12 protein-coding genes and 2 pseudogenes are annotated in these 19202 nt (G+C 70.5%); 9 read left to right on the top strand and 5 right to left on the bottom strand.

Annotation, left to right across the window (positions count from 1 at the left end; translation table 11 throughout):
* Window positions 1–14 precede the first annotated feature (14 nt).
* Window positions 15–1505 carry a mechanosensitive ion channel family protein gene (locus IPN03_15120; GenBank protein MBK9375011.1) on the bottom strand — a complete coding sequence of 497 codons (1491 nt, stop codon included), beginning with the start codon at window positions 1503–1505 and terminating at the stop codon, window positions 15–17.
* Between the two features lie 175 nt (window positions 1506–1680).
* Here IPN03_15120 and gltB point away from each other — a divergent pair, with 175 nt between their 5' ends.
* From gltB to IPN03_15100, 4 genes and pseudogenes are all read left to right on the top strand, one after another.
* Window positions 1681–6288 (top strand): glutamate synthase large subunit, encoded by a 4608-nt coding sequence (gltB, locus tag IPN03_15115; GenBank protein MBK9375010.1) that lies wholly within the window; start codon window positions 1681–1683, stop codon window positions 6286–6288.
* Window positions 6289–6290: 2 nt separating this feature from the next.
* Window positions 6291–7779 (top strand): annotated as a pseudogene (locus IPN03_15110) (glutamate synthase subunit beta).
* Between the two features lie 65 nt (window positions 7780–7844).
* Window positions 7845–9293: an aminoacyl-histidine dipeptidase gene (locus tag IPN03_15105; protein ID MBK9375009.1), complete on the top strand. Its 1449-nt coding sequence runs from the start codon at window positions 7845–7847 to the stop codon at window positions 9291–9293.
* A 204-nt stretch (window positions 9294–9497) separates the two neighbouring features.
* Complete coding sequence (locus tag IPN03_15100) at window positions 9498–10406, top strand: hypothetical protein (GenBank protein ID MBK9375008.1); 909 nt, start codon at window positions 9498–9500, stop codon at window positions 10404–10406.
* Between the two features lie 19 nt (window positions 10407–10425).
* Here IPN03_15100 and IPN03_15095 read toward each other — a convergent pair whose 3' ends face one another.
* Window positions 10426–11160, bottom strand: coding sequence for a hypothetical protein (locus IPN03_15095; protein MBK9375007.1), 735 nt, complete (start codon window positions 11158–11160; stop codon window positions 10426–10428).
* A gap of 49 nt (window positions 11161–11209) precedes the next feature.
* Between IPN03_15095 and mutL the strand changes: the two genes are divergently transcribed.
* From mutL to IPN03_15080, 3 genes are read left to right on the top strand one after another with little or no spacing between them, the layout of a single operon-like run.
* Window positions 11210–13003 carry a DNA mismatch repair endonuclease MutL gene (gene mutL / locus IPN03_15090; GenBank protein MBK9375006.1) on the top strand — a complete coding sequence of 598 codons (1794 nt, stop codon included), beginning with the start codon at window positions 11210–11212 and terminating at the stop codon, window positions 13001–13003.
* Window positions 13000–13920 carry a rhomboid family intramembrane serine protease gene (locus tag IPN03_15085; GenBank protein ID MBK9375005.1) on the top strand — a complete coding sequence of 307 codons (921 nt, stop codon included), beginning with the start codon at window positions 13000–13002 and terminating at the stop codon, window positions 13918–13920. Before mutL ends, IPN03_15085 begins: the two co-directional genes overlap by 4 nt.
* 25 nt (window positions 13921–13945) lie before the next feature.
* Complete coding sequence (locus IPN03_15080) at window positions 13946–14476, top strand: hypothetical protein (GenBank protein ID MBK9375004.1); 531 nt, start codon at window positions 13946–13948, stop codon at window positions 14474–14476.
* 90 nt (window positions 14477–14566) lie between these two features.
* On the opposite strand, the gene IPN03_15075 is transcribed toward IPN03_15080, so the two are convergent.
* Genes IPN03_15075 through IPN03_15065 form a run of 3 tightly spaced genes read right to left on the bottom strand, consistent with a single transcriptional unit; the run spans window position 14567 to window position 16610 of the window.
* A complete protein-coding gene (locus IPN03_15075; GenBank protein ID MBK9375003.1) occupies window positions 14567–15163 on the bottom strand; it encodes a hypothetical protein in 597 nt (198 codons plus the stop codon).
* Between the two features lie 20 nt (window positions 15164–15183).
* Entirely contained in the window at window positions 15184–15984 is an 801-nt protein-coding gene (locus tag IPN03_15070) for a hypothetical protein (GenBank protein ID MBK9375002.1), read from the bottom strand.
* The gene (locus IPN03_15065) at window positions 15981–16610 is read right to left on the bottom strand and encodes a sigma-70 family RNA polymerase sigma factor (GenBank protein ID MBK9375001.1); all 630 of its coding nucleotides are present in this window, start codon (window positions 16608–16610) and stop codon (window positions 15981–15983) included. The genes IPN03_15070 and IPN03_15065 overlap by 4 nt, the downstream gene beginning before the upstream one ends.
* A 141-nt stretch (window positions 16611–16751) precedes the next feature.
* Here IPN03_15065 and IPN03_15060 point away from each other — a divergent pair, with 141 nt between their 5' ends.
* Together IPN03_15060 and typA are read left to right on the top strand one after the other, a co-directional pair.
* Window positions 16752–17261, top strand: coding sequence for a hypothetical protein (locus IPN03_15060; protein MBK9375000.1), 510 nt, complete (start codon window positions 16752–16754; stop codon window positions 17259–17261).
* 67 nt (window positions 17262–17328) lie between these two features.
* Window positions 17329–19144: pseudogene (gene typA, locus IPN03_15055) on the top strand (translational GTPase TypA).
* Window positions 19145–19202: the final 58 nt, after the last annotated feature.

The raw sequence follows: 19202 nt of genomic DNA, 5'->3' as shown, positions 1-19202 counted from the left end.
TGTTCAGCAGCCTCCTACCCCTCCAGCCCGAAGAACCGCTGTATCCGGTCCAGCAGGCCTTCGGTGATCACCTGTGGTCCGACCGCGCCCGCGGCCGGCGCCTCCACGCGTGACTGCGACCGCGAGCGCTCCTCGAGCGCCTCGGAGAGGGCCCGGGCGAGGTGTCCGTCGTCGTGGAGGAGGGTGGAGAAGGCGTCCTTCTCGACGACGACGACCTCGACCTCGCCGAGGGCGACGACGGAGGCCGAGCGGGGCTCGCCGGTCAGGAGGCTCATCTCACCGAAGAAGCTCCCCGGCCCGAGCCGCGCGAGGTCGCGGGTGAAGGCGCCGTCGGTCCGCTCGACGCGGACGTCGCCGGCGCGGACGACAAAGAGCGAGCGCCCCGCCTCGCCCTGGCGGACGAGCGCCTCGCCGGCCGTGTAGCGCTCGAGGCGCGCATGGCGGGCGAGGCCGGAGACCTGCTCGTCGGTGAGTGGCTGGAACGTCTCGACGTTCCGGAGGGCCTCGAAGCTCTGGGTGCGCCGCCTCTCGAGACGCTCGTCGTCCCGGTTCTCGGAGACGTGGTGGAGCGCCACCTCTCTTTGCGGGAACGGAATCTCGAGTCCCGCGCGCCGGAGGGCGTACCAGGCGCGTGAGAGAGCCGCGTCGCGGATGCCGGCGACGCCGGCGAGATCGCCGGTCCAGAAACGAAGGTCGTACTCGACGGCCGAGTCGGCGAAGCGCGCGACGAGGGCCTCGACGGGCGGGTTGGCCGAGATGCCGGGAACCGCCGCGAGGGCGCTCTCCAGGACGGTCTTCACCTCTGCAGGCGGATGGGCGTACGCGACGCCGATCGTGGCGTGGAGCATCACCGCGGGACCGGGACGCGAGTAGTTGGCGATGTCCTCGCGGGCGACGCGGGCGTTGGGAAGGACGACGTGGTGGCCGTCGCGCGACCGGAGGGTGATCGTCCTCCAGTTCATCTGGACGACCTCGCCCTCCTTGTCTCCCACGCGGACCCAGTCCCTGGGCGCGATCGGGCCCTCCATCTGGAGCGCGATGCCCGCCATGACGCTCGAGAGGACGTCCTGCAGGGAAAGGCCGAGGATGGCCGAGAGGACGGTCGACGTGACGAGGAGGCCGGTGAGGTTGAAGGAGTAGAGGACCTTCAGGAGCGTCAGGGCGACGCCGGCCAGGACGAGCGCGTTGACGACGTCGAAGAGGAGGCGCGGCGCGGAGATGTGCCGGGGCTTGAGGAGCTTCTCCCAGACGACGTGGTCGGCGATCTGGAGGAGGACGTAGGCGCCGAGGACGACGATGACCGCGAGCGTCGCCTTCGTGAACGCTTCCTTCCCGGGATGGCTGAGCTGGCTCTCGACGAGGAGGAGCGCGCCGAGGAGGCCGAGGCCGGCGAGGGCGAAGCGGATGTGGGCGATGAGCCTCGACTGGCGGGAGAGCCGGAAGACGGCGACGACGAGGGCGGCAACGCTGGCCACCTCGAGGGCGGAGAGGAGGGCTGGGGACATCGCGCGGAAGATACCAGCGGAGGTGGAGCGTCCCCGCGCATCGCGGGCTTTCGCTGCGGCGCGGCAACCTTTGATAACATTTCCCGATGGATACGTCTGACATGGGTCGCCACGAAGCGGCGCGCGGTTGGCGCGGCTGCCCAGGGTTCCCGCTGACAGGACTCCCGGGACGGACATGAAAGCCTTCGGCCCCCCGTCTCCCCAGGGCCTCTACGACCCGGCCAACGAGCACGACGCCTGCGGCTTCGGATTCGTCGTCGACGTGAAGGCCCGCGCCTCCCACGACATCGTCCGCAAGGCGCTGCAGGTCCTCTGCAATCTCGAGCACCGCGGGGCGACCGGCAGCGAGAAGAACACCGGCGACGGAGCAGGGCTCCTCACGCAGATCCCGCACGCGTTCGTGGCGCGCTGGGCGAAGGCGAGCAGCACCGAGGTGCCGCCGCCGGGCGACTACGGCCTCGGCATGCTCTTCCTCCCGGTGGAGGCGGCGAGCCGTCAGGTCTGCCAGCAGAGGCTCGAGGAGATCGTGGAAGCCGAAGGGCAGCGGGTCCTCTGCTGGAGGGACGTCCCGACCGACAGCGGGTCGCTCGGCGCGACGGCGCGCGCGAGCCAGCCCGTCATCCGGCAGGTGCTCGTGGGCCGGGGAGCCGGGACGGAAGCGGGAGCCGCTTTCGAGAGAAAGCTCTTCGTCATCCGCCGTCTCGCGGAGAAGGCGGTCTCGCGGTCGGCCCTCGCGGGGCGCGACAACTTCTACTTCGCGAGCCTCTCGGCGCGGACCGTCGTCTACAAGGGGATGCTGAACGCCAACCAGCTCGGGGCCTTCTACCCCGACCTCTCCGAGGAGGCGTTCACGTCGTGCCTCGCGATGGTCCACTCGCGCTTCTCGACGAACACGTTCCCAAGCTGGTCGCGCTCGCACCCGTACCGCTACATCTCGCACAACGGCGAGATCAACACGCTGCGCGGGAACGTGAACTGGATGCAGGCGCGGCAGCGGATGTTCGAGTCGAAGCTCTTCGGCGACGACCTGAAGAAGGTCCTCCCCGTGATCGACACCGAGGGCTCCGACTCGTCGATGTTCGACAACGTCCTCGAGCTGCTCGTCCTCGCGGGCCGCTCGCTCCCGCACGCGCTGATGATGATGGTGCCGGAGCCGTGGAGCCGGCACGAGTCGATGAGCGCCGAGCTGAAGGCGTTCTACGAGTTCCACTCCTGCTTCCTCGAGCCGTGGGACGGCCCGGCCTCCATCGCCTTCACGGACGGCACGCGGATCGGCGCGATCCTCGACCGCAACGGCCTGCGGCCCTCGCGATGGGTTTCCACGAAGGACGGCCTCGTCGTGATGGCCTCCGAGGTCGGCGTCCTCGACTTCCCGCCGGAGAAGGTCGAGGCGAAGGGACGCCTGCAGCCGGGCCAGATCTTCCTCGTCGACACCGCGGAGGGAAGGGTCGTCCCCGACCGCGAGATCAAGGAGACGCTCGCGGCGGCCTTCCCTTACGGGGAGTGGCTCCGGGACCACCTCGTCCGCCTGAAGGACCTGCCCGACCCGCCCGGCGTCCGCGAGCCCGACCACGAGACCGTCCTGACGCGCCAGGAGACGTTCGGCTACACGCTCGAGGACGTGCGGATGATCGTCAACCCGATGGCGGCCGCGGGAACGGAGCCGATCGGGTCGATGGGGACGGACATTCCGCTCGCCGTCCTGTCGGAGGGGCCGCAGCTCCTCTCCGACTACTTCAAGCAGCTCTTCGCCCAGGTGACGAACCCGCCGGTCGACGCGGACCGCGAGGCGATCGTCATGGCGGTCGACACGGCGATCGGCCCCGAGGGGAACCTCCTCGAGCCGACGCCCGAGGCCGCGCTCCACTTCGAGCTGCCGACGCCCGTCCTCCTGAACGTCGAGCTCGAGAAGATCCGCTCGCTGGCCGGTGGCCCCGGCTCGCGCGGCTTCCGGTCGATCTCGCTCCCGATCCTCTTCAAGGTGAAGGACGGGGGGAAAGGGCTCCGGAAAGCCATCGAGGAGCTGCGGCGGCGCTGCTCGGAGGCGATCGCCGAGGGGCACAACATCCTGATCCTCTCCGACCGCGGCCACGACGCGACCGATGCGCCGATACCGGCGCTGCTGGCCCTGTCGTCGGTGCAGCACCACCTGCTGCGCGAGGGCTCGCGGACCCGCGTGGGGCTCGTCCTCGAGTCGGGCGAGCCGCGCGAGGTGCACCACTTCTGCCTCCTCATCGGCTACGGCGCGAGCGCCATCAATCCCTATCTCGCGTTCGAGACGATCCACGACCAGATCCGGCAGGGGCTCCTCGCGGGCGACCCGGAGGCCGCGGAGAAGAGGTACGTCAAGGCCGTCAACAAGGGGATCGTCAAGGTCATCTCCAAGATGGGGATCTCGACGGTCCAGAGCTACCACGGCGCGCAGGTGTTCGAGGCGCTGGGGCTCTCGCAGGACTTCGTCGACGAGTACTTCTGCGGCACGCCGACGCGGATCGGCGGCATCGGCATCAAGGCGATCGCGCAGGAGGTGCGCCTCCGGCACGACTTCGCCTACCCCTCGCGCCCGGTGAAGCACACGACGCTCGGGACGGGAGGGCGCTACCAGTACCGGCGGGACGGCGAGGAGCACCTGAACTCGCCCGTGGCGATCCACCTCCTCCAGAGCGCGTGCCGGAGCGGGGACGCCAGGACCTGGAAGCAGTTCAGCGATCTCGTGAACCGGCACGGGAAGCACCCGGTGCGGATCCGCGACCTCATGGACTTCCGGCCGCTGGCGAAACCGGTTCCGATCGAGGAGGTCGAGCCGGTCGAGAGCATCCTGGCGCGCTTCAAGACGGGCGCGATGTCGTACGGCTCGATCAGCCAGGAGGCGCACGAGGCGCTCGCCGTCGCGATGAACCGGATCGGCGGGAAGAGCAACACGGGCGAGGGGGGAGAGGACCCCGCGCGCTACCAGGCCGACGCGAGCGGCGACTCGAAGAACAGCGCGATCAAGCAGGTGGCTTCGGGGCGGTTCGGGGTGACGAGCCAGTACCTCGTCGAGGCGCGCGAGATCCAGATCAAGATGGCCCAGGGCGCCAAGCCGGGCGAGGGGGGGCAGCTCCCCGGCCCGAAGGTCTACCCGTGGATCGCGAAGGTGCGGCACGCGACGCCAGGCGTCGGTCTCATCTCCCCGCCGCCCCACCACGACATCTACTCCATCGAGGACCTCGCCCAGCTGATCCACGACCTGAAGAACGCGAACGCGGGCGCCCGCATCAGCGTGAAGCTCGTCTCGGAGAACGGGGTCGGGACGATCGCCGCCGGGGTCGCCAAGGCCCACGCCGACGTCATCCTCATCAGCGGCTACGACGGCGGCACGGGCGCCGCGCCGCTGACGAGCATCCGCCACGCCGGCATCCCGTGGGAGATCGGCCTCGCCGAGGCTCACCAGACGCTCGTCCTGAACGACCTCCGGAGCCGCGTGACGCTCGAGACCGACGGACAGCTGAAGACGGGGCGCGACGTCGTCATCGCGGGGCTCCTCGGGGCGGAGGAGTTCGGCTTCGCCACGACGCCGCTCCTGGCGCTGGGCTGCGTGATGATGCGGGCCTGCCACCTGAACACGTGTCCGGTCGGGGTGGCGACGCAGGACCCCGAGCTGCGCAGGCGGTTCACGGGGGACCCGGAGCACGTCGTGAACTTCATGCGCTTCGTGGCCATGGAGGTGCGCGAGCTGATGGCGCACCTCGGCTACCGGGAGTTCTACAAGATGGTGGGGCGCAGCGAGCGTCTCGAGATGCGCCGCGCCGTCGACCACTGGAAGGCGCGGACGCTCGACTTCGGGCGGATCCTCTGGAAGCCGACCGTGCCGCGCGAGGTGAAGCGGACGCAGCGCATCCCGCAGGAGCACGGCCTCGAGGAGGCGCTCGACGCCACGACGCTCATCCCGCTCTGCCGCCCCGCCCTCGAGCACGGGACGCCCGTCACCGCGACGCTGCCGATCCGGAACGGGAACCGCGTCGTCGGGACGATGCTCGGGAGCGAGGTGACGCGCCGCTGGGGCGCCGCGGGCCTCCCCGACGACACGATCCGCCTCCGCTTCCAGGGCTCGGCCGGGCAGAGCTTCGGCGCGTTCGTTCCGCACGGAATGACGCTCTCCCTCGAGGGGGACGCCAACGACTACGTCGGCAAGGGGCTCTCGGGAGGGCGCATCGTCGTGGTGCCGCCGGCCGCGGCGACCTTCGTGGCCGAGGCGAACGTGCTCATCGGCAACGTCGCCTTCTACGGGGCCACCGCGGGTGAGGCCTTCATCCGGGGCGTGGCCGGAGAGCGGTTCTGCGTCCGCAACTCGGGCGTCACGGCCGTCGTCGAGGGGATCGGCGACCACGGGTGCGAGTACATGACCGGCGGGCGCGTCGTCGTTCTGGGCCCCGCGGGGCGCAACTTCGCCGCCGGGATGTCGGGAGGGGTCGCGTACGTCCTCGACGAGGCGGGCGACTTCGCAAACCGCTGCAACACGGAGTTGGTCGGGCTCGGCCGGGTGGAGGACGAGGCCGAGGCGGCGGAGCTGAAGGAGCTCGTCCACCGCCACGCCGCGGCGACGAAGAGCGCGCGGGCGGCGGTCATGCTGAAGGAGTGGGGCACCTTCCTCCCGCTCTTCGTGCGCGTGATGCCGAACGACTACCGCCGCGTCCTCGAGGCGCAGGCGCGCATGCGCGAGAAAGGAATGTCCGAGGACGAGGCCGTCATGGCCGCGTTCACGGAGAACGCGCGGGCCTACACCCGCGCGAGCGGGAGCTGACGATGGGCAGGCCGACCGGTTTCCTCGAGTTCCCGAGGGAGGGCCTCCCGCAGCGGCCCCCGGCCGAGCGGGTGAAGGACTGGGACGAGTCGCACGCGGACGTCCCGGAGGAGCTTCTCCGGCGCCAGGGCGCCCGCTGCATGGACTGCGGCACGCCGTTCTGCCACACGGGAAAGCTCATCGCCGGGATGGCCTCGGGCTGCCCGATCAACAACCTGATCCCCGACTGGAACGACCTCGTCTACCGCGGGCAGTGGCGCGAGGCGGCGATCCGCCTCCACCAGACGAACAACTTTCCCGAGTTCACGGGGCGCGTCTGTCCCGCCCCGTGCGAGGGCTCCTGCACGCTCGCGCTCAACGACGACGCCGTGACGATCAAGGCGATCGAGTGCGCCATCGTGGACCGCGCCTTCGACGAGGGGTGGATCTCGCCGGAGGCGCCGGCGACGCGCACGGGCAAGAGCGTGGCGGTGGTCGGGTCGGGCCCGGCGGGCCTCGCCTGCGCGGCGCAGCTGAACAAGGCGGGGCACACCGTCACCGTCTACGAGCGCGCCGACCGGATCGGCGGGCTCCTGATGTACGGCATCCCGAACATGAAGCTCGACAAGCGGCTCGTCGAACGCCGCGTGCGGCTGATGGGCGGCGCGGGCATCCGCTTCGTGACCGGGGTCGAGATCGGGCGGGACGTTCCCTCGCAGAGCCTCCTGACGGACTTCGACGCCGCCGTTCTCTGCATCGGCTCGACGGTCGCCCGGGACCTGACGATCGAGGGGCGGAGCCTCTCCGGGATCCACCTCGCGATGGAGTTCCTCCACGCGAACACGCGCAGCCTTCTCGACTCGGCGCACGCCGACGGCCTCTACGTCTCGGCCGCCGGGAAGAACGTCGTCGTCATCGGAGGCGGGGACACGGGGACCGACTGCGTCGGCACCGCCCTGCGCCACGGGGCGGCGAGGCGTCGTCCAGCTCGAGATCCTCGGACGGCCCCCGGACCAGCGCGCTCCCGACAACCCGTGGCCGCAGTGGCCGAAGCTCTACAGGCTCGACTACGGCCAGGAGGAGGCGGCGGCGCTCCAGGGCTCCGATCCCCGCCGGTACTCGGTCCTGACGAAGCGCTTCGTCGGCGACGCCGAGGGGCACGTGCGCGAGGTCCACACGGTCGAGGTGGAGTGGCGGAAGACGCCGGACGGCCGCCCGCAGCTCCACGAGCTGCCGGGGACCGAGCAGGTCGTTCCGGCAGACCTCGTCCTCCTCGCCCTCGGCTTCCTCGGCCCCGAGCGCCGGGGACCGGTGGAGGAGCTCGGGGTCAGGCTCGACGAGCGGGGCAACGTCGTCACCGACGGCGAGAGGATGACGAGCGTTCCCGGGGTCTTCGCCGCCGGAGACGCGGTGAGGGGCCAGTCGCTCGTCGTCTGGGCGATTCACGAGGGGCGGAAGGCGGCCCGCGGGGTCGACCGGCACCTGATGTACGGCGAGACGTACCTCCCCTGACGGCGGCCCGGTAACCCGATATCATCCACGGTCGGCCCTCCGGGCCCCTTGAAGGAGACCCTTTCATGACTCACGCCCTCTCCGGCCTCGAGCCGCAGCTGCTCTGGGACCACTTCGCCGCCCTCGCCGCGATCCCCCGCGGCTCCAAGAACGAAGCGGCCGCCACGGCCCACGTCGTCGCGTTCGCCGCCCGCCTCGGGCTCCCCGTAAAGGTCGACTCCGTGGGGAACGTCCTCATCACCAAGCCCGGGACGAAGGGGCTCGAGACGAAGCCTCCCGTCCTCCTCCAGGGGCACCTCGACATGGTGTGCGAGAAGAACTCGGGCACCGTGCACGACTTCACGAAGGACCCGATCCGCCTCGTGGTGGCCGGGGACGAGGTGAAGGCCGACGGCACGACGCTCGGCGCCGACAACGGCATCGGCTGCGCCGCGGCGCTCGCGCTCCTGGAGTCGAAGGACATCCCGCACCCGCCGCTCGAGTGCCTCTTCACGATCGACGAGGAGACCGGGCTGACGGGGGCGAACGCCCTCACGTCCGACTTCCTCTCCGCCACACGGATGCTCAACCTCGACACCGAGGAAGAGGGCGCCATCTACGTCGGCTGCGCCGGCGGCCTCGACACGATGGCCGCGACGCCCGTCACCCGCGTCGCGCCGGCGGCCGGGGCCTCCCCGTACCGCATCGCCGTCACGGGCCTGCGCGGCGGCCACTCGGGCTGCGACATCCACGAGGGGCGCGTGAACGCTCTCAAGGTCCTCGCCCGCGCCGTCTCCGAGGCCGAGACGTTCGGGTTCGCCCCGTCGACGCTCGACGGCGGTAGCAAGCGCAACGCCATTGCGCGCGAGGGATTCGCCTCCGGCTGGCTCGACACGACCCGCGAGGCCGACCTGCGCGCCGCGCTCGCCAAGCTCGAGGCCGACGTCCGCTCCGAGTCGGGCCGCTTCGACAACCCCGTTCACATCGGGATCGAGCGCGTCGAAACCGCCCCGAATCCCCTGGCGGCGGGCGACGCGAAGCGGATCGTCGGGTTCATCCACGCGGCGCCGCACGGCGTCCTCGGCTGGTCGCCCGACATCCCGGGCCTCGTCCAGACCTCCACGAACCTCGCGATCGTCGAGACGAAGGACGACGAGGTCTCGTTCGCCACGAGCCAGCGCAGCTCCGTGGACTCCGCCAAGAAGGACGCCGGGCGCCAGATGGCGACGGCGATGATGCTCGCCGGCCTCGCCGTGAAGCAGGGCGACGGCTACCCGGGCTGGAAGCCGAACGTCTCCTCGCCGATCCTCGGCGTCGCCAAGAACGTCCACGCCGAGGTCTTCGGCCACGAGCCCGAGGTGAAGGCGATCCACGCCGGCCTCGAGTGCGGGATCATCGGAGAGAAGTTCCCCGGCATGGACACCATCTCCTTCGGCCCGACGATCCGGAATGCCCACTCGCCCGACGAGTGCGTCAGCATCCCGTCGGTCCAGAATTTCTGGAAGTACCTCACCGTCCTCCTTCCGAAGATGTAGTCCAGAGGCCCGGGGGCGGGGTAACGTTCATCGATGCCCCGCCCCCTCGGCCGTGACCGTCTCGAGCCCACCTCCGACGAAACGATCGCCCTCCTCTCACTCCATCCCAAGCCGTGGGCGGGGCGGGAAGAGGTCTCTCCACGTGCTCCCGTACTCCCGGGGACGGCCGTACGGTGGGATGGAGAGCTGTTCGAGGTCCTGAGCATGGAGCCGCGGCCGGGCGGCGGCTGGCGCCACGTCCTGGCGCCGTGGGACGACCGGTTCCTCGTACGGACGCTCGTGGAGTACGGAGACGCGGGAGCGGCGGCGGGCAGCGAGACGTTTCCCGAGGCCCCCGCGATTCCCGTGGTTTCCGCTGCCGTGCCGACCCCTCGCGCTTCCGGGTCGCCGGCGCCCGGCAGCGTCCCGGCAGCGTGGGGCGCCCTCGCGCCCGGTGTCCGGGCGCTCCTGGTGGCCTTCGTGCCCTCGGTCCTCCTCGGCTGGTTCTTCCCGTTCCGCGTCATGGGCGAGGGGATCTCATTTCTTGTCCACGAGCTGGGACACACGCTCGTCGCCTGGTTCTTCGGCTGCTCGGCGATGCCGGCGATCGTCATGACGATCGTCTTCGCCCAGAGCCGGGTCTTCGCGGCCCTCGTCTGGGGCGCGCTCGTCTTCTTCGCGGTGAAGTACCGCCACGCGCCCCGCTGGAACGTCGGCCTCGCCGCCCTCGCCCTCGCCTACCCGCTCGTCGCCTTCACGCCGGCGCACGTCACGGCGTTCGACATCGGAGGCCACCTCGCCGAGGTCGCCTTCGCGGCGTGGGCCTTCCGGCGCGCCGTCCGGGGCGAGCGCCCCGAGTGGGAGCTGCCCGTCTGGGCCTTCTTCGCCTTCTACCTCGTCGCGCGGAACGTGAAGCTCTTCGGCGGCGTCGTCCTGAGCGCCGCGGCGCGGACCGACTACCAGACCATCGCCATCACCGGGCAGAACGACATGGTGAAGGTGGCCGCGACGACCGGCCTCTCGCTGACGACGGTCGCCGCGCTGACGGCGCTCGTCTTCCTCGTCGTGCCGCTCGGAGCGCTCGCGCTCGCGCTGCGTGCCCCGGCGGAGCCCTCCCGACCGTCCGTACAATAGAAAATCAAGACCTGACCCCTTACAGAGCCGGTGCGATCGTCTCCGGCTCGCCGCGGAAGCGGACGACGACCCTCACGTCTTCCGGCACGCCGTAGGCGCGCAGGAGCCAGGTCCTGACGAACTCCTCGGTCTGCTTGCGCGCCGTCTCGCGGACGAGCGGCAGGTTCCGCCGCGCGCGCTGCGCGAAGAGCCCGGTGAGGGAGGCGCGCAGCTCCTCGACGACCGGCGCCTCGTCCCGGAGGATCGAGCTCTCCGTCGTGACGACCGTCATCGCCGAGACGTCGACGGCCGGAGCGTTCCAGCGGATCTGCGGGGCGAGGACGGTGACCGTCCGTTCCGTCAGGTCGAAGTCCCACTCCCCGTCGAGGTCGAGGGTGTAGGTGAACGTCACCGGAGCGCGGGCCGAGACGACGACGTCGGGAAGGGAGAAGCCGAGGAGCTCCGTCGCGTCGCGCCGCTCGACGACCTCCACCTGGGAGAGCTCGGCCACCTGCAGGCGCTTCGTCCCGCGGATCTCGGTCGCGGTGCTCGCGAACGTCGTCGTGATCGTCCGCGTCCGGATTGCCGCGGCGAGCCTCGCGAGCCCCTCGGAGACCGCCGTCGTCGTCTCGCGGATCGTGCGCGGGATGGCCCCTGCCATCTCGCCGGGGAGCCGTGCGACCCGCCCCACGAGGATCGACGCCGCGACGAGGATCGCGAGGACGAGCGCCCCGAAGGCGAAGAGGGCCGGGGAGGGGCGGCGGGGCCGGTCCATGTCGCCAGCGAGCCTAACTGATTCCCGCCCCCTGCTACTCTCCCGCGGCGTGGCGCGGATCGCGGTTCTCCCGGACGTCCTGGTCGACCAGATCGCCGCGGGCGAGGTGGTCGAGCGGCCGGCGTCGGTCGTCAAGGAGCTCGTCGAGAACGCTCTCGACGCGGGGGCGACCCGCGTCGACGTGGAGATCGAGGGGGGCGGGATCGCGCGCCTCTCGGTCGCGGACGACGGCTGCGGGATGGATGCGGAGGACGCCCCGCTTTCGCTCGAGCGGCACGCGACGTCGAAGGTGCGGACGGCGGAGGACCTGGGGCGGATCGGGAGCCTCGGCTTCCGGGGCGAGGCGCTGCCGTCGATCGCGTCGGTCTCGCGCCTCGTCCTGACGACGTCTCCCGACGGGTCGGGCCTCGGCACCGAGGTCGTCGCCGACCGGGGGGCCGAGCCCGTCGTGAAGCCCGTGCGGCAGACGAAGGGGACGCGCGTCGTCGTGGAAGACCTCTTCGGGAACGTCCCGGCGCGGCGGAAGTTCCTCAAGTCCGAGGACGCCGAGCAGAGGGCGATCGTGAAGACGCTGACGGCCCTCGCGCTGTCGCGCCCCGGGGTCGCGTTCACGCTGCGGTCCGGGGAGCGGGAGCTGCTGACGCTGCCGGCGGCGCCGAGCGCCCTCGACCGCTTTGCCGAGGTGATGGGGAGATCCTCGCTTCCGAACGTCCTGCCGGTCTCGTTCGCGTATGCGGGGATGGGCCTTTCGGGTGCCGTCTCCTCGCCGGAGACGACGTTCGCGTCGCGGACGTTCCAGTGGCTCTTCGTGAACGGGCGCGCGGCGCGCGACGGATCCGTGGCGCACGCGGCGCGCCTGGCGGCCGAGGAGGCGCTCCTGGGCGAGCGAAACCCGGCGTGGGTCCTCTTCGTGACGTGCCCTCCCGGGAAGGTCGACCCGAACGTCCACCCGCAGAAGAGCGAGGTCCGGTTCCTCGAGCCGTCGTCGGTCCACTCGCTCGTCCACCGGGGGCTGCGCGCGGCGCTGACGGAAGGGAAGTCGGCCACGTCGCTGCCGGCGTCGGTCCTTTCGGAGCCGTTCGCGCGGCCCGCGAGCTGGGGCGATGCCCCGCCCGCCGCGACGGCGCTCGCCGAGTCGCTCGGGCTCTGGGACGCCGGGGGAGGGCCCGGGCCCCTCGCACCCCATTCGACGCACGCCTCGTGGGAGGCCGCGCCGGCCACCGCGGCCGTCGCCTCGCCCGCCGGGACGCTCCGGCTCCTGGGCCAGTACCGCGAGTCGTATCTCGTGGCCGAGGGAGCCGAGGGGCTCGTTCTCGTGGACCAGCACGTGGCGCACGAGAGGGTCCGCTTCGAACGGATCCGCGACAGGCTCGAGGGTCAGGGGCTCGCCTCGCAGACGCTTCTGACGCCGGTGACGTTCGAGGCCGCTCCCGAGGAGGCCGACGCCCTCTCGCGCGCGGACGAGGTCCTTTCGGCGGCCGGGTTCTCGGTGTCGGAGCTCTCGGGCCGGCTCTTCGTCGTCTCGGCCGCTCCGGCCGACTGCGCGGCGGAGAAGGTCGTTCCCGTCCTGCGCGACCTCCTCGCCCGGCTCGCGGACGCGGCCGAAACCGGAGGCTCCCGGAGCGCGGAGAGCGTGTCGAAGATGAAGGACGTCCTCGCCGCGTCGCTCGCCTGTCGCGGGGCCATCACCGTGAACCGGCGCCTCGCCCCGGAGGAGGCGGCCCGCCTCCTCTCCGAGCTCGCTGCCTGCCGGGACCCGTGGACCTGCCCCCACGGACGCCCGATCCTCCTCACCCTCGCGCACGCCGAAGTCCTCAAGCGCTTCGGAAGGAGCTCCGGATGACCTCGGGCCGCGACCTCTTCGCTCCGAAGCTGGGTCTCACGCTGCCGCTCTGCGGCCTGCACTTCATCTTCTTCCTCCTCTACGTCACCGACCCGAAGAAGGTGGCGGCGCTCTTCGGCTTCTGGCCGCAGCAGGCGCTGACGCAGCCGTGGGGCTTCGTGACGTTCCAGTTCCTCCACTCGGGGCCGATGTCGCTCTTCTTCGGCGCCTTCGCGCTCTACATCCTCGGGAGCGCCCTGGAGGCGGAGTGGGAGACGCGGGAGTACACGATCTTCTGGCTCGTCGCGACGCTGGGCGGATCGCTCTCGGCGTGGGCGCTCGGGACGCCCCTGGTGAGCGACCCGTTCGTCGTGCCGATTTCCATGCTCTTCGCCTACGCCTTCCTCTTTCCGGACACGGAGTTCCTCGTCTTCTTCGTCATACCGGTCAAGGTGAAGTGGATCGCCTTCTTCAGCCTCGGCGTCCTCGCGCTGAGCTTCTTCCGCGACCTCTTCTCCTTCGGCCCGGGGCCGGCGTTCGTGAGGATCCTCGGCGCCGGCGCGGGGTTCGTCTACTTCTGGGTGCGCCATCACGGCCGGTTCAAGGCGGGCAAGGCGGCGCGCGAGGCGCTCGTCGCGGTGAAGACCGCCGGGGAGGCCCGCCAGGACGAGACGCTCGAGAAGAGGAACCGGGAGCTCTTCCCCCGCGTCGAGGCGCTCCGGGCGGCGGAACGGTCGGGTGTCGAGCCACCTGCCGGCGAAGGGCTCCGCGGCGAGCTGACGCGCCTCGTCGTGCCGGGGGTGAACATCTGCAAGCCGGTCGATTTCAAGGGGGACAAGGACCTCACCTGCCTGCGGTGCGAGGGTTTCGCCGAGTGCTCGCTGAGGTTCCTCGCGGGGCAGCCGGAGGAGATCGTCGTAAAGAAGCGCGAGCCGTGACCGCGCCGGGTAAACTCCCGCCCCGATGACCTCCCTCCTGACGCTCCTCACCCTCTTCTGGCTCGCCGAGCCCTCTCCGGTGAAGGGCGTCCCGCCGCCGCCCGGCGGGATCTTCGAGACCGAGATCACGAAGGTCGTCTCCGACCGGGCGAAGGTCGAGATGCAGGGAATCCTCGCCGAGCTGGAGAGGATGTCCCAGCCGGCCGAGACGAAGGCCGAGATCAGGCGCCGCCTCGCCGGCCTGAAGGTCGCGGTCTACACGACGCCGAAGAGCTGGGACGAAACGGTCGCGTTCTACGAGGGGCCGGCGATGAAGGTCGTTTTCCTCAAGGGCCAGAGGGACATCCTCACCGACCTCCAGGACTACGCCCGTTCCGCCGGGCTCTCCGTCGACCCCGCGGTCGAGAAGGCGTGGGCGGGGAAGTCCGGCCTCACGGCCCGGTGGACGAAGGACGACGAGACGCTGCAGATCGTCGTGGAAGACCACCTGATCGACCCGCGCGATGGCAAGGTGGCGCCGAAGACGGTCGTCCTCGTGACGAAGCTGGGCTCGTAGAGCCTGCCTCTCGAGGCCGGTCCGGCGGGAACGGAAAAGGGAGGGGCCGAGGCCCCTCCCTTTCGCTCGAGGACTCGTCGCTCGGGGACGCTAGGCCTTGAGGACCTCGGCCGCCGCCGCCTCGCTGGCGACTTCCTCCCGCCGCTTCTTCTCCTGGAAGTAGGCGAAGACCTGCCAGCCGCCGAAGGCGACGAGGAGGCCCGGCCACCAGTCGAGGAGGAACGAGAGGTCGATCGAGAAGACCTTGTTGGCCAGGAGGAAGAGGCCGACGAGCATCAGGAAGATGCCGAACGTCAGGCCGCCGTCGGCCTTGAACGGCCTCTCCTCGCCGAAGAAGCCGGGCTCGGGCATCCCCGTGGCGTTGATCGCCCGCGCCTGCCGGACGGCGTCGATCAGGACGAAGATCACCCAGAAGGGGATGAGCATCCCGAACGGTCCGGAGTCTCCCCGGTCGGCGATGGCGATCAGGAGGACGAAGATCGAGAAGAAGACGATGCCCCGCTTGTAGAGACCGAGGTAGACGTGCCCGAGCCCCGAGAACAGGGAGAGGAGCCCGGCGGCCGCGGGGTTCTTGCCGGGCGGCGGCGCGGGACGCGCCGACACTGCGGGAGCGGGCGGCACGAACGCGACCGGGGGAGCCGCGTAGGCGCTCGGGGGGGGCGGAGGGAGGCTGGCGTTGTCGTTCATCGGCGTCACCTTCTGGCTCTTCAGGCTCGCTGGGCTCTGTGGTGCGGGGCGTCTTGCCCCGCTCGATCCAAGGAACGCAAACCGGAGGGGTCCGGTTCGCGAACCGGCGCGGGACGGGCCGGTTCCGTATCCACGCGGCTGCCGAAGACCCGGCCGAGGAGGATCTCCGCCCACGCCGTCGTCTTCGCCTTGCCGACGGCGAGCGTCCGGTAGAGCCGGTAGTCGAGCTGCTCGGTCAGGGGCCTCTTCCGGTGGCCCGCCAGGACCGTGTCGAGCTTCTCTTCGGCAACGACCTTCGCCTCGGCGAGGGCCCGTTCTCCCGCCGCCGTCATCCCGCTGGCTCCGCTGCGCGCGGCGGAAAGGGGATCGACCCCCAGGATCGCGACGAGGGCGAGGCAGGCGGCATACGCGAGCGCGACGACGACGCGCCAGTCGCTGCGCCAGCGGCGGAAACGGCTCGTCTCTACGGCCGGCTCGACCCGCCGAGGGTGCCCCGCCGGGAAGGAGAGGAGGCGCCGGAGGAGGGCGGGGGAGGGCTCGGGCGGCGCGAGCGCGCCAGGGGAGAGCAGCGCCAGGACCTCGCGCGCGGCCACGCGCGGCGGCACGGACCCGGAGAGGTCCTCCAGTGACGCGACGAGCGTGGCGGCCGGCCGGGGAACGGAGAGCAGGCCGAGGACCCGGTCGTTCTCCTCGCAGTCGAGGAGGAGGGGGCCGCAGGTCTCGCAGAAGGACGCGTGGCTCGAGACCTCGGAGGGCACGGGAACGCCCCCAGCGAGGAGGGCCGTCTCGGCGCGGCGGCAGGGGCCTGCCTGACCGGTCACGCGGCCCCTCCGGGCTGGGGTGTGAGGGAGCCGAAGAGCGGCCCGCGCGTCAGGGGTGCCGCGCCGATCCGTTCTCTCACGATGCGCGCCAGCTCGACCCGCGCCCTGTTGAGCCGGGACTTGACCGTGCCGTCGGGGAGGCCGAGGAGGTCGGCGATCTCCCGGTAGTCGAGGCCGTCGAGGTCGCGCATCTGGACGACCTCGGCCAGCTCGTCGGGGAGCTGGGCCAGGGCGTCGAGGAGGAAGCGGAGCCGCTCGCGACGGACGGCGTCGGCCGACGGATCGTCCGACCCGGGGAGGAGGGTCACGAGGGCGTCGTCGCTGACGAAGCGGAATCCCTTTTCCCGGCGGCGTTTCCGGTAGTGGTCGATGGAGAGATTGCGGGAGAGGGTGGCGATCCAGGCGAGGAGCGAAGCCTCCGTCGGCTCGTACCGGTCGAGGTTCTCCCAGACTTTCAGGAAGCAGTCCTGGGTCAGCTCTTCGGCTTCGGACCGGTCGTAGGTGCGGTGGTAGGCGATCCGGTAGACCTTCGCGGAGTACCGCTCGACGAGCTCCCGCCAGGCAAGATCGTCGCCGTTCAGGCAGCGGGCGACGAGCTCGGCATCGGGATGGGCAGCGTTCGCCATGGGTCTCCTCGTTCTGAAGGAACGAACGAAAGGGGCGCGAGGTTCCGCCCCGAGTCTATAATTCCGGCTGGTTGATTCTTTCGAGGAGGAGGTGGGATGTCTCCTGACCGAATCCCGGGGCCCGTTCGCTACGTTCCGGCCTTGATCCTTCTTCTGACCGCCGCCGTCGCCTCGGCCCAGGCGCCTCCGGCGGGTGCGTGGAAAGTGTTCCAGGAGTTCAACTTCGTGACAGGTTCCTGGTCCGGCCCCGTGGAATCGGGGGGACGGATCGGAGGCCGGGTCGTCTCCTTCGGCCTCGAGGTCGACGGAGCGACGCTCGGGTACCGGGCAACGACCTATTACCCCGTCAAGGACAGCCAGCCCGAGGCGCGCAGCGAGGAGATCGCCAAGATCGTCTACGACGGCGCCAGGGGGAAGTACGTCGCTCTCGTCGTCTTCTCGACGAAAGCCTGGGGCATCTACGACGCAGAAGTGCGTCCCGACGGCTCTATCCGCTTCACGGCACGTGAGTTGGCGAACCTCGAGGCGGGGGTGAAGTCGCGCTGGACCCTGACGCGAAAGGCCGACGGCACGCTGCTCGAAGAGCTGGACGTCGCCCCTCCCGGAAAGGACTTCGCCTCGTACCTGAGCGCCACGCTGACGAAGAAGTAGCGGATCCCGTTCCGGCCGGTCTGGTACCCTCCCCCTCCCGTGCGTCCTGCGCGGGCAAGGGGAATCCATGGTTGAGATCCGGAACGTCGCCATCATCGCCCACGTAGACCACGGCAAGACCACGCTCGTCGACTGTCTTCTCCGGCAGTCCGGGACGTTCCGCGCCGGGGAGCACACCGAAGAGCGGGTGATGGACTCCAACGACCTCGAGCGCGAGCGCGGGATCACGATCCTCGCCAAGAACACGTCCATCCGCTACCACGGGACGAAGATCAACATCGTCGACACCCCGGGGCACAGCGACTTCGGCGGAGGAGGTGGAGCGCGTCCTGAAGCTGGTCGACGCCGTCCTCCTCGTCGTGGACGCCGCGGACGGCCCGATGCCGCAGACCCGCTTCGTCCTCCGCAAGGCGCTCGAGCTGGGCCTGCGCCCGATCATCACCGTGAACAAGGTCGACCGCCCGGAGGCGCGCCCCCACCAGGTGATCGACGAGGTCTTCGACCTGATGGTCGACCTCGGTGCCACGGACCACCAGCTCGACTTCCCGATCGTCTACACGTCGGCCAAGCAGGGGTTCGCGCGCCTCGAGGTGGACCACGCCAACAACGACGTGCGGCCGCTCCTCGACGCGATCCTCGTCGAGGTGCCTCCGCCGGGCGGGGACCCCCTCGCGCCTCTCCAGATCCTCGTCGCCTCCCTCGACTACGACAACTACCTCGGGCGCCTCGCGATCGGGCGCGTCGTGAACGGGGTCGTGAAGCCCGGGCAGGACATCATGGTCTGCCGCCACGACGGCTCGTTCGTGAAGTCCCGTGTCGGAAAGGTCATGGTGTTCGAGGGGCTCAGGCGCGTCGACGTGACGGAAGCCCCGGCGGGGGAGATCGTCGTCCTTTCGGGGATCGAGGAGGTCACGATCGGCGAGACGGTGGCCGACGCCGAATTCCCGGTGGCCCTCGACCCGATCGCCGTCGACGAGCCGACCGTCTCGATGACGTTCCGGGTGAACGACTCGCCCTTCGCCGGCCTCGAGGGGAAGTACGTCACGAGCCGGAACATCTTCGACCGCCTCCAGAAGGAGCTCCGGACGAACGTCGCCCTGCGCGTGGAGCCGACCGACGGCCCCGACGCCTTCAAGGTCTCCGGGCGCGGCGAGCTGCACCTGGCGATCCTCATCGAGACGATGCGGCGCGAGGGCTTCGAGCTGGCGCTCTCGCGGCCGGAGGTGATCGTCAAGGAAGTCGACGGCGCCTCCTGCGAGCCGATCGAGCAGCTCGTCGTCGACGTCCCCGAGGAATTCGTCGGGACGGTCATCGAGAAGATCGGCCGGCGTCGCGGCGAGATGACGGCCCTGGTCAACAACGGCACGGGACGCGCCCGGATCGACTTCAAGGTCCCGACGCGCGGCCTCTTCGGCTATCGCAACGAGTTCCTCACCGACACGAAGGGCGAGGGGATGCTCAACCACGTCTTCGCCGGCTACGAACCGTGGAAGGGCGACGTCGACACGCGCCGGACCGGCGCGCTCATCTGCAAGGAAGGCGGGGACACGACCGCCTACGCCATCGAGCGGCTCGAGACGCGGTCGGTCTTCTTCTTCGGACCGGGCGTCGCCTGCTACCCCGGGATGATCGTCGGCGAGAACAGCCGCGAGAACGACATGGTCGTCAACCCGTGCGTCAAGAAGCACCTGACGAACATGCGCGCCTCCAACTCCGACATGGCCATCAAGCTCACGCCGCCCCGCGAGATGCCCCTGGAGCTGGCCATCGAGTGGATCGGAGACGACGAGCTCGTCGAGGTGACGCCCCGTTCCATCCGCTTGCGCAAGCGCGTCCTCGACCACTCCCAGCGCAAGCCCAAGAGGCCGACGGAAGCCGCCTGAGACCGGGGGACGAGGACCCCGGGGACCTGACGTTCCCGTCCCCTGATCCGCTCCCTGC

This window comes from Holophagales bacterium, from assembly GCA_016719485.1.
In the GTDB taxonomy this organism is placed as follows: domain Bacteria; phylum Acidobacteriota; class Thermoanaerobaculia; order UBA5066; family UBA5066; genus UBA5066.
This window is presented reverse-complemented; position numbering and strand designations above follow the sequence as displayed.

Excerpts from the sequence above, each read along its gene's own strand:
- IPN03_15120 (MBK9375011.1), bottom strand. The coding sequence starts at position 1,505 with ATGTCCCCAGCCCTCCTCTCCGCCCTCGAGGTGGCCAGCGTTGCCGCC.
- gltB (MBK9375010.1), top strand. The coding sequence starts at position 1,681 with ATGAAAGCCTTCGGCCCCCCGTCTCCCCAGGGCCTCTACGACCCGGCC.
- IPN03_15105 (MBK9375009.1), top strand. The coding sequence starts at position 7,845 with ATGACTCACGCCCTCTCCGGCCTCGAGCCGCAGCTGCTCTGGGACCAC.
- IPN03_15100 (MBK9375008.1), top strand. The coding sequence starts at position 9,498 with ATGGAGCCGCGGCCGGGCGGCGGCTGGCGCCACGTCCTGGCGCCGTGG.
- IPN03_15095 (MBK9375007.1), bottom strand. The coding sequence starts at position 11,160 with ATGGACCGGCCCCGCCGCCCCTCCCCGGCCCTCTTCGCCTTCGGGGCG.
- IPN03_15085 (MBK9375005.1), top strand. The coding sequence starts at position 13,000 with ATGACCTCGGGCCGCGACCTCTTCGCTCCGAAGCTGGGTCTCACGCTG.
- IPN03_15080 (MBK9375004.1), top strand. The coding sequence starts at position 13,946 with ATGACCTCCCTCCTGACGCTCCTCACCCTCTTCTGGCTCGCCGAGCCC.
- IPN03_15075 (MBK9375003.1), bottom strand. The coding sequence starts at position 15,163 with ATGAACGACAACGCCAGCCTCCCTCCGCCCCCCCCGAGCGCCTACGCG.
- IPN03_15065 (MBK9375001.1), bottom strand. The coding sequence starts at position 16,610 with ATGGCGAACGCTGCCCATCCCGATGCCGAGCTCGTCGCCCGCTGCCTG.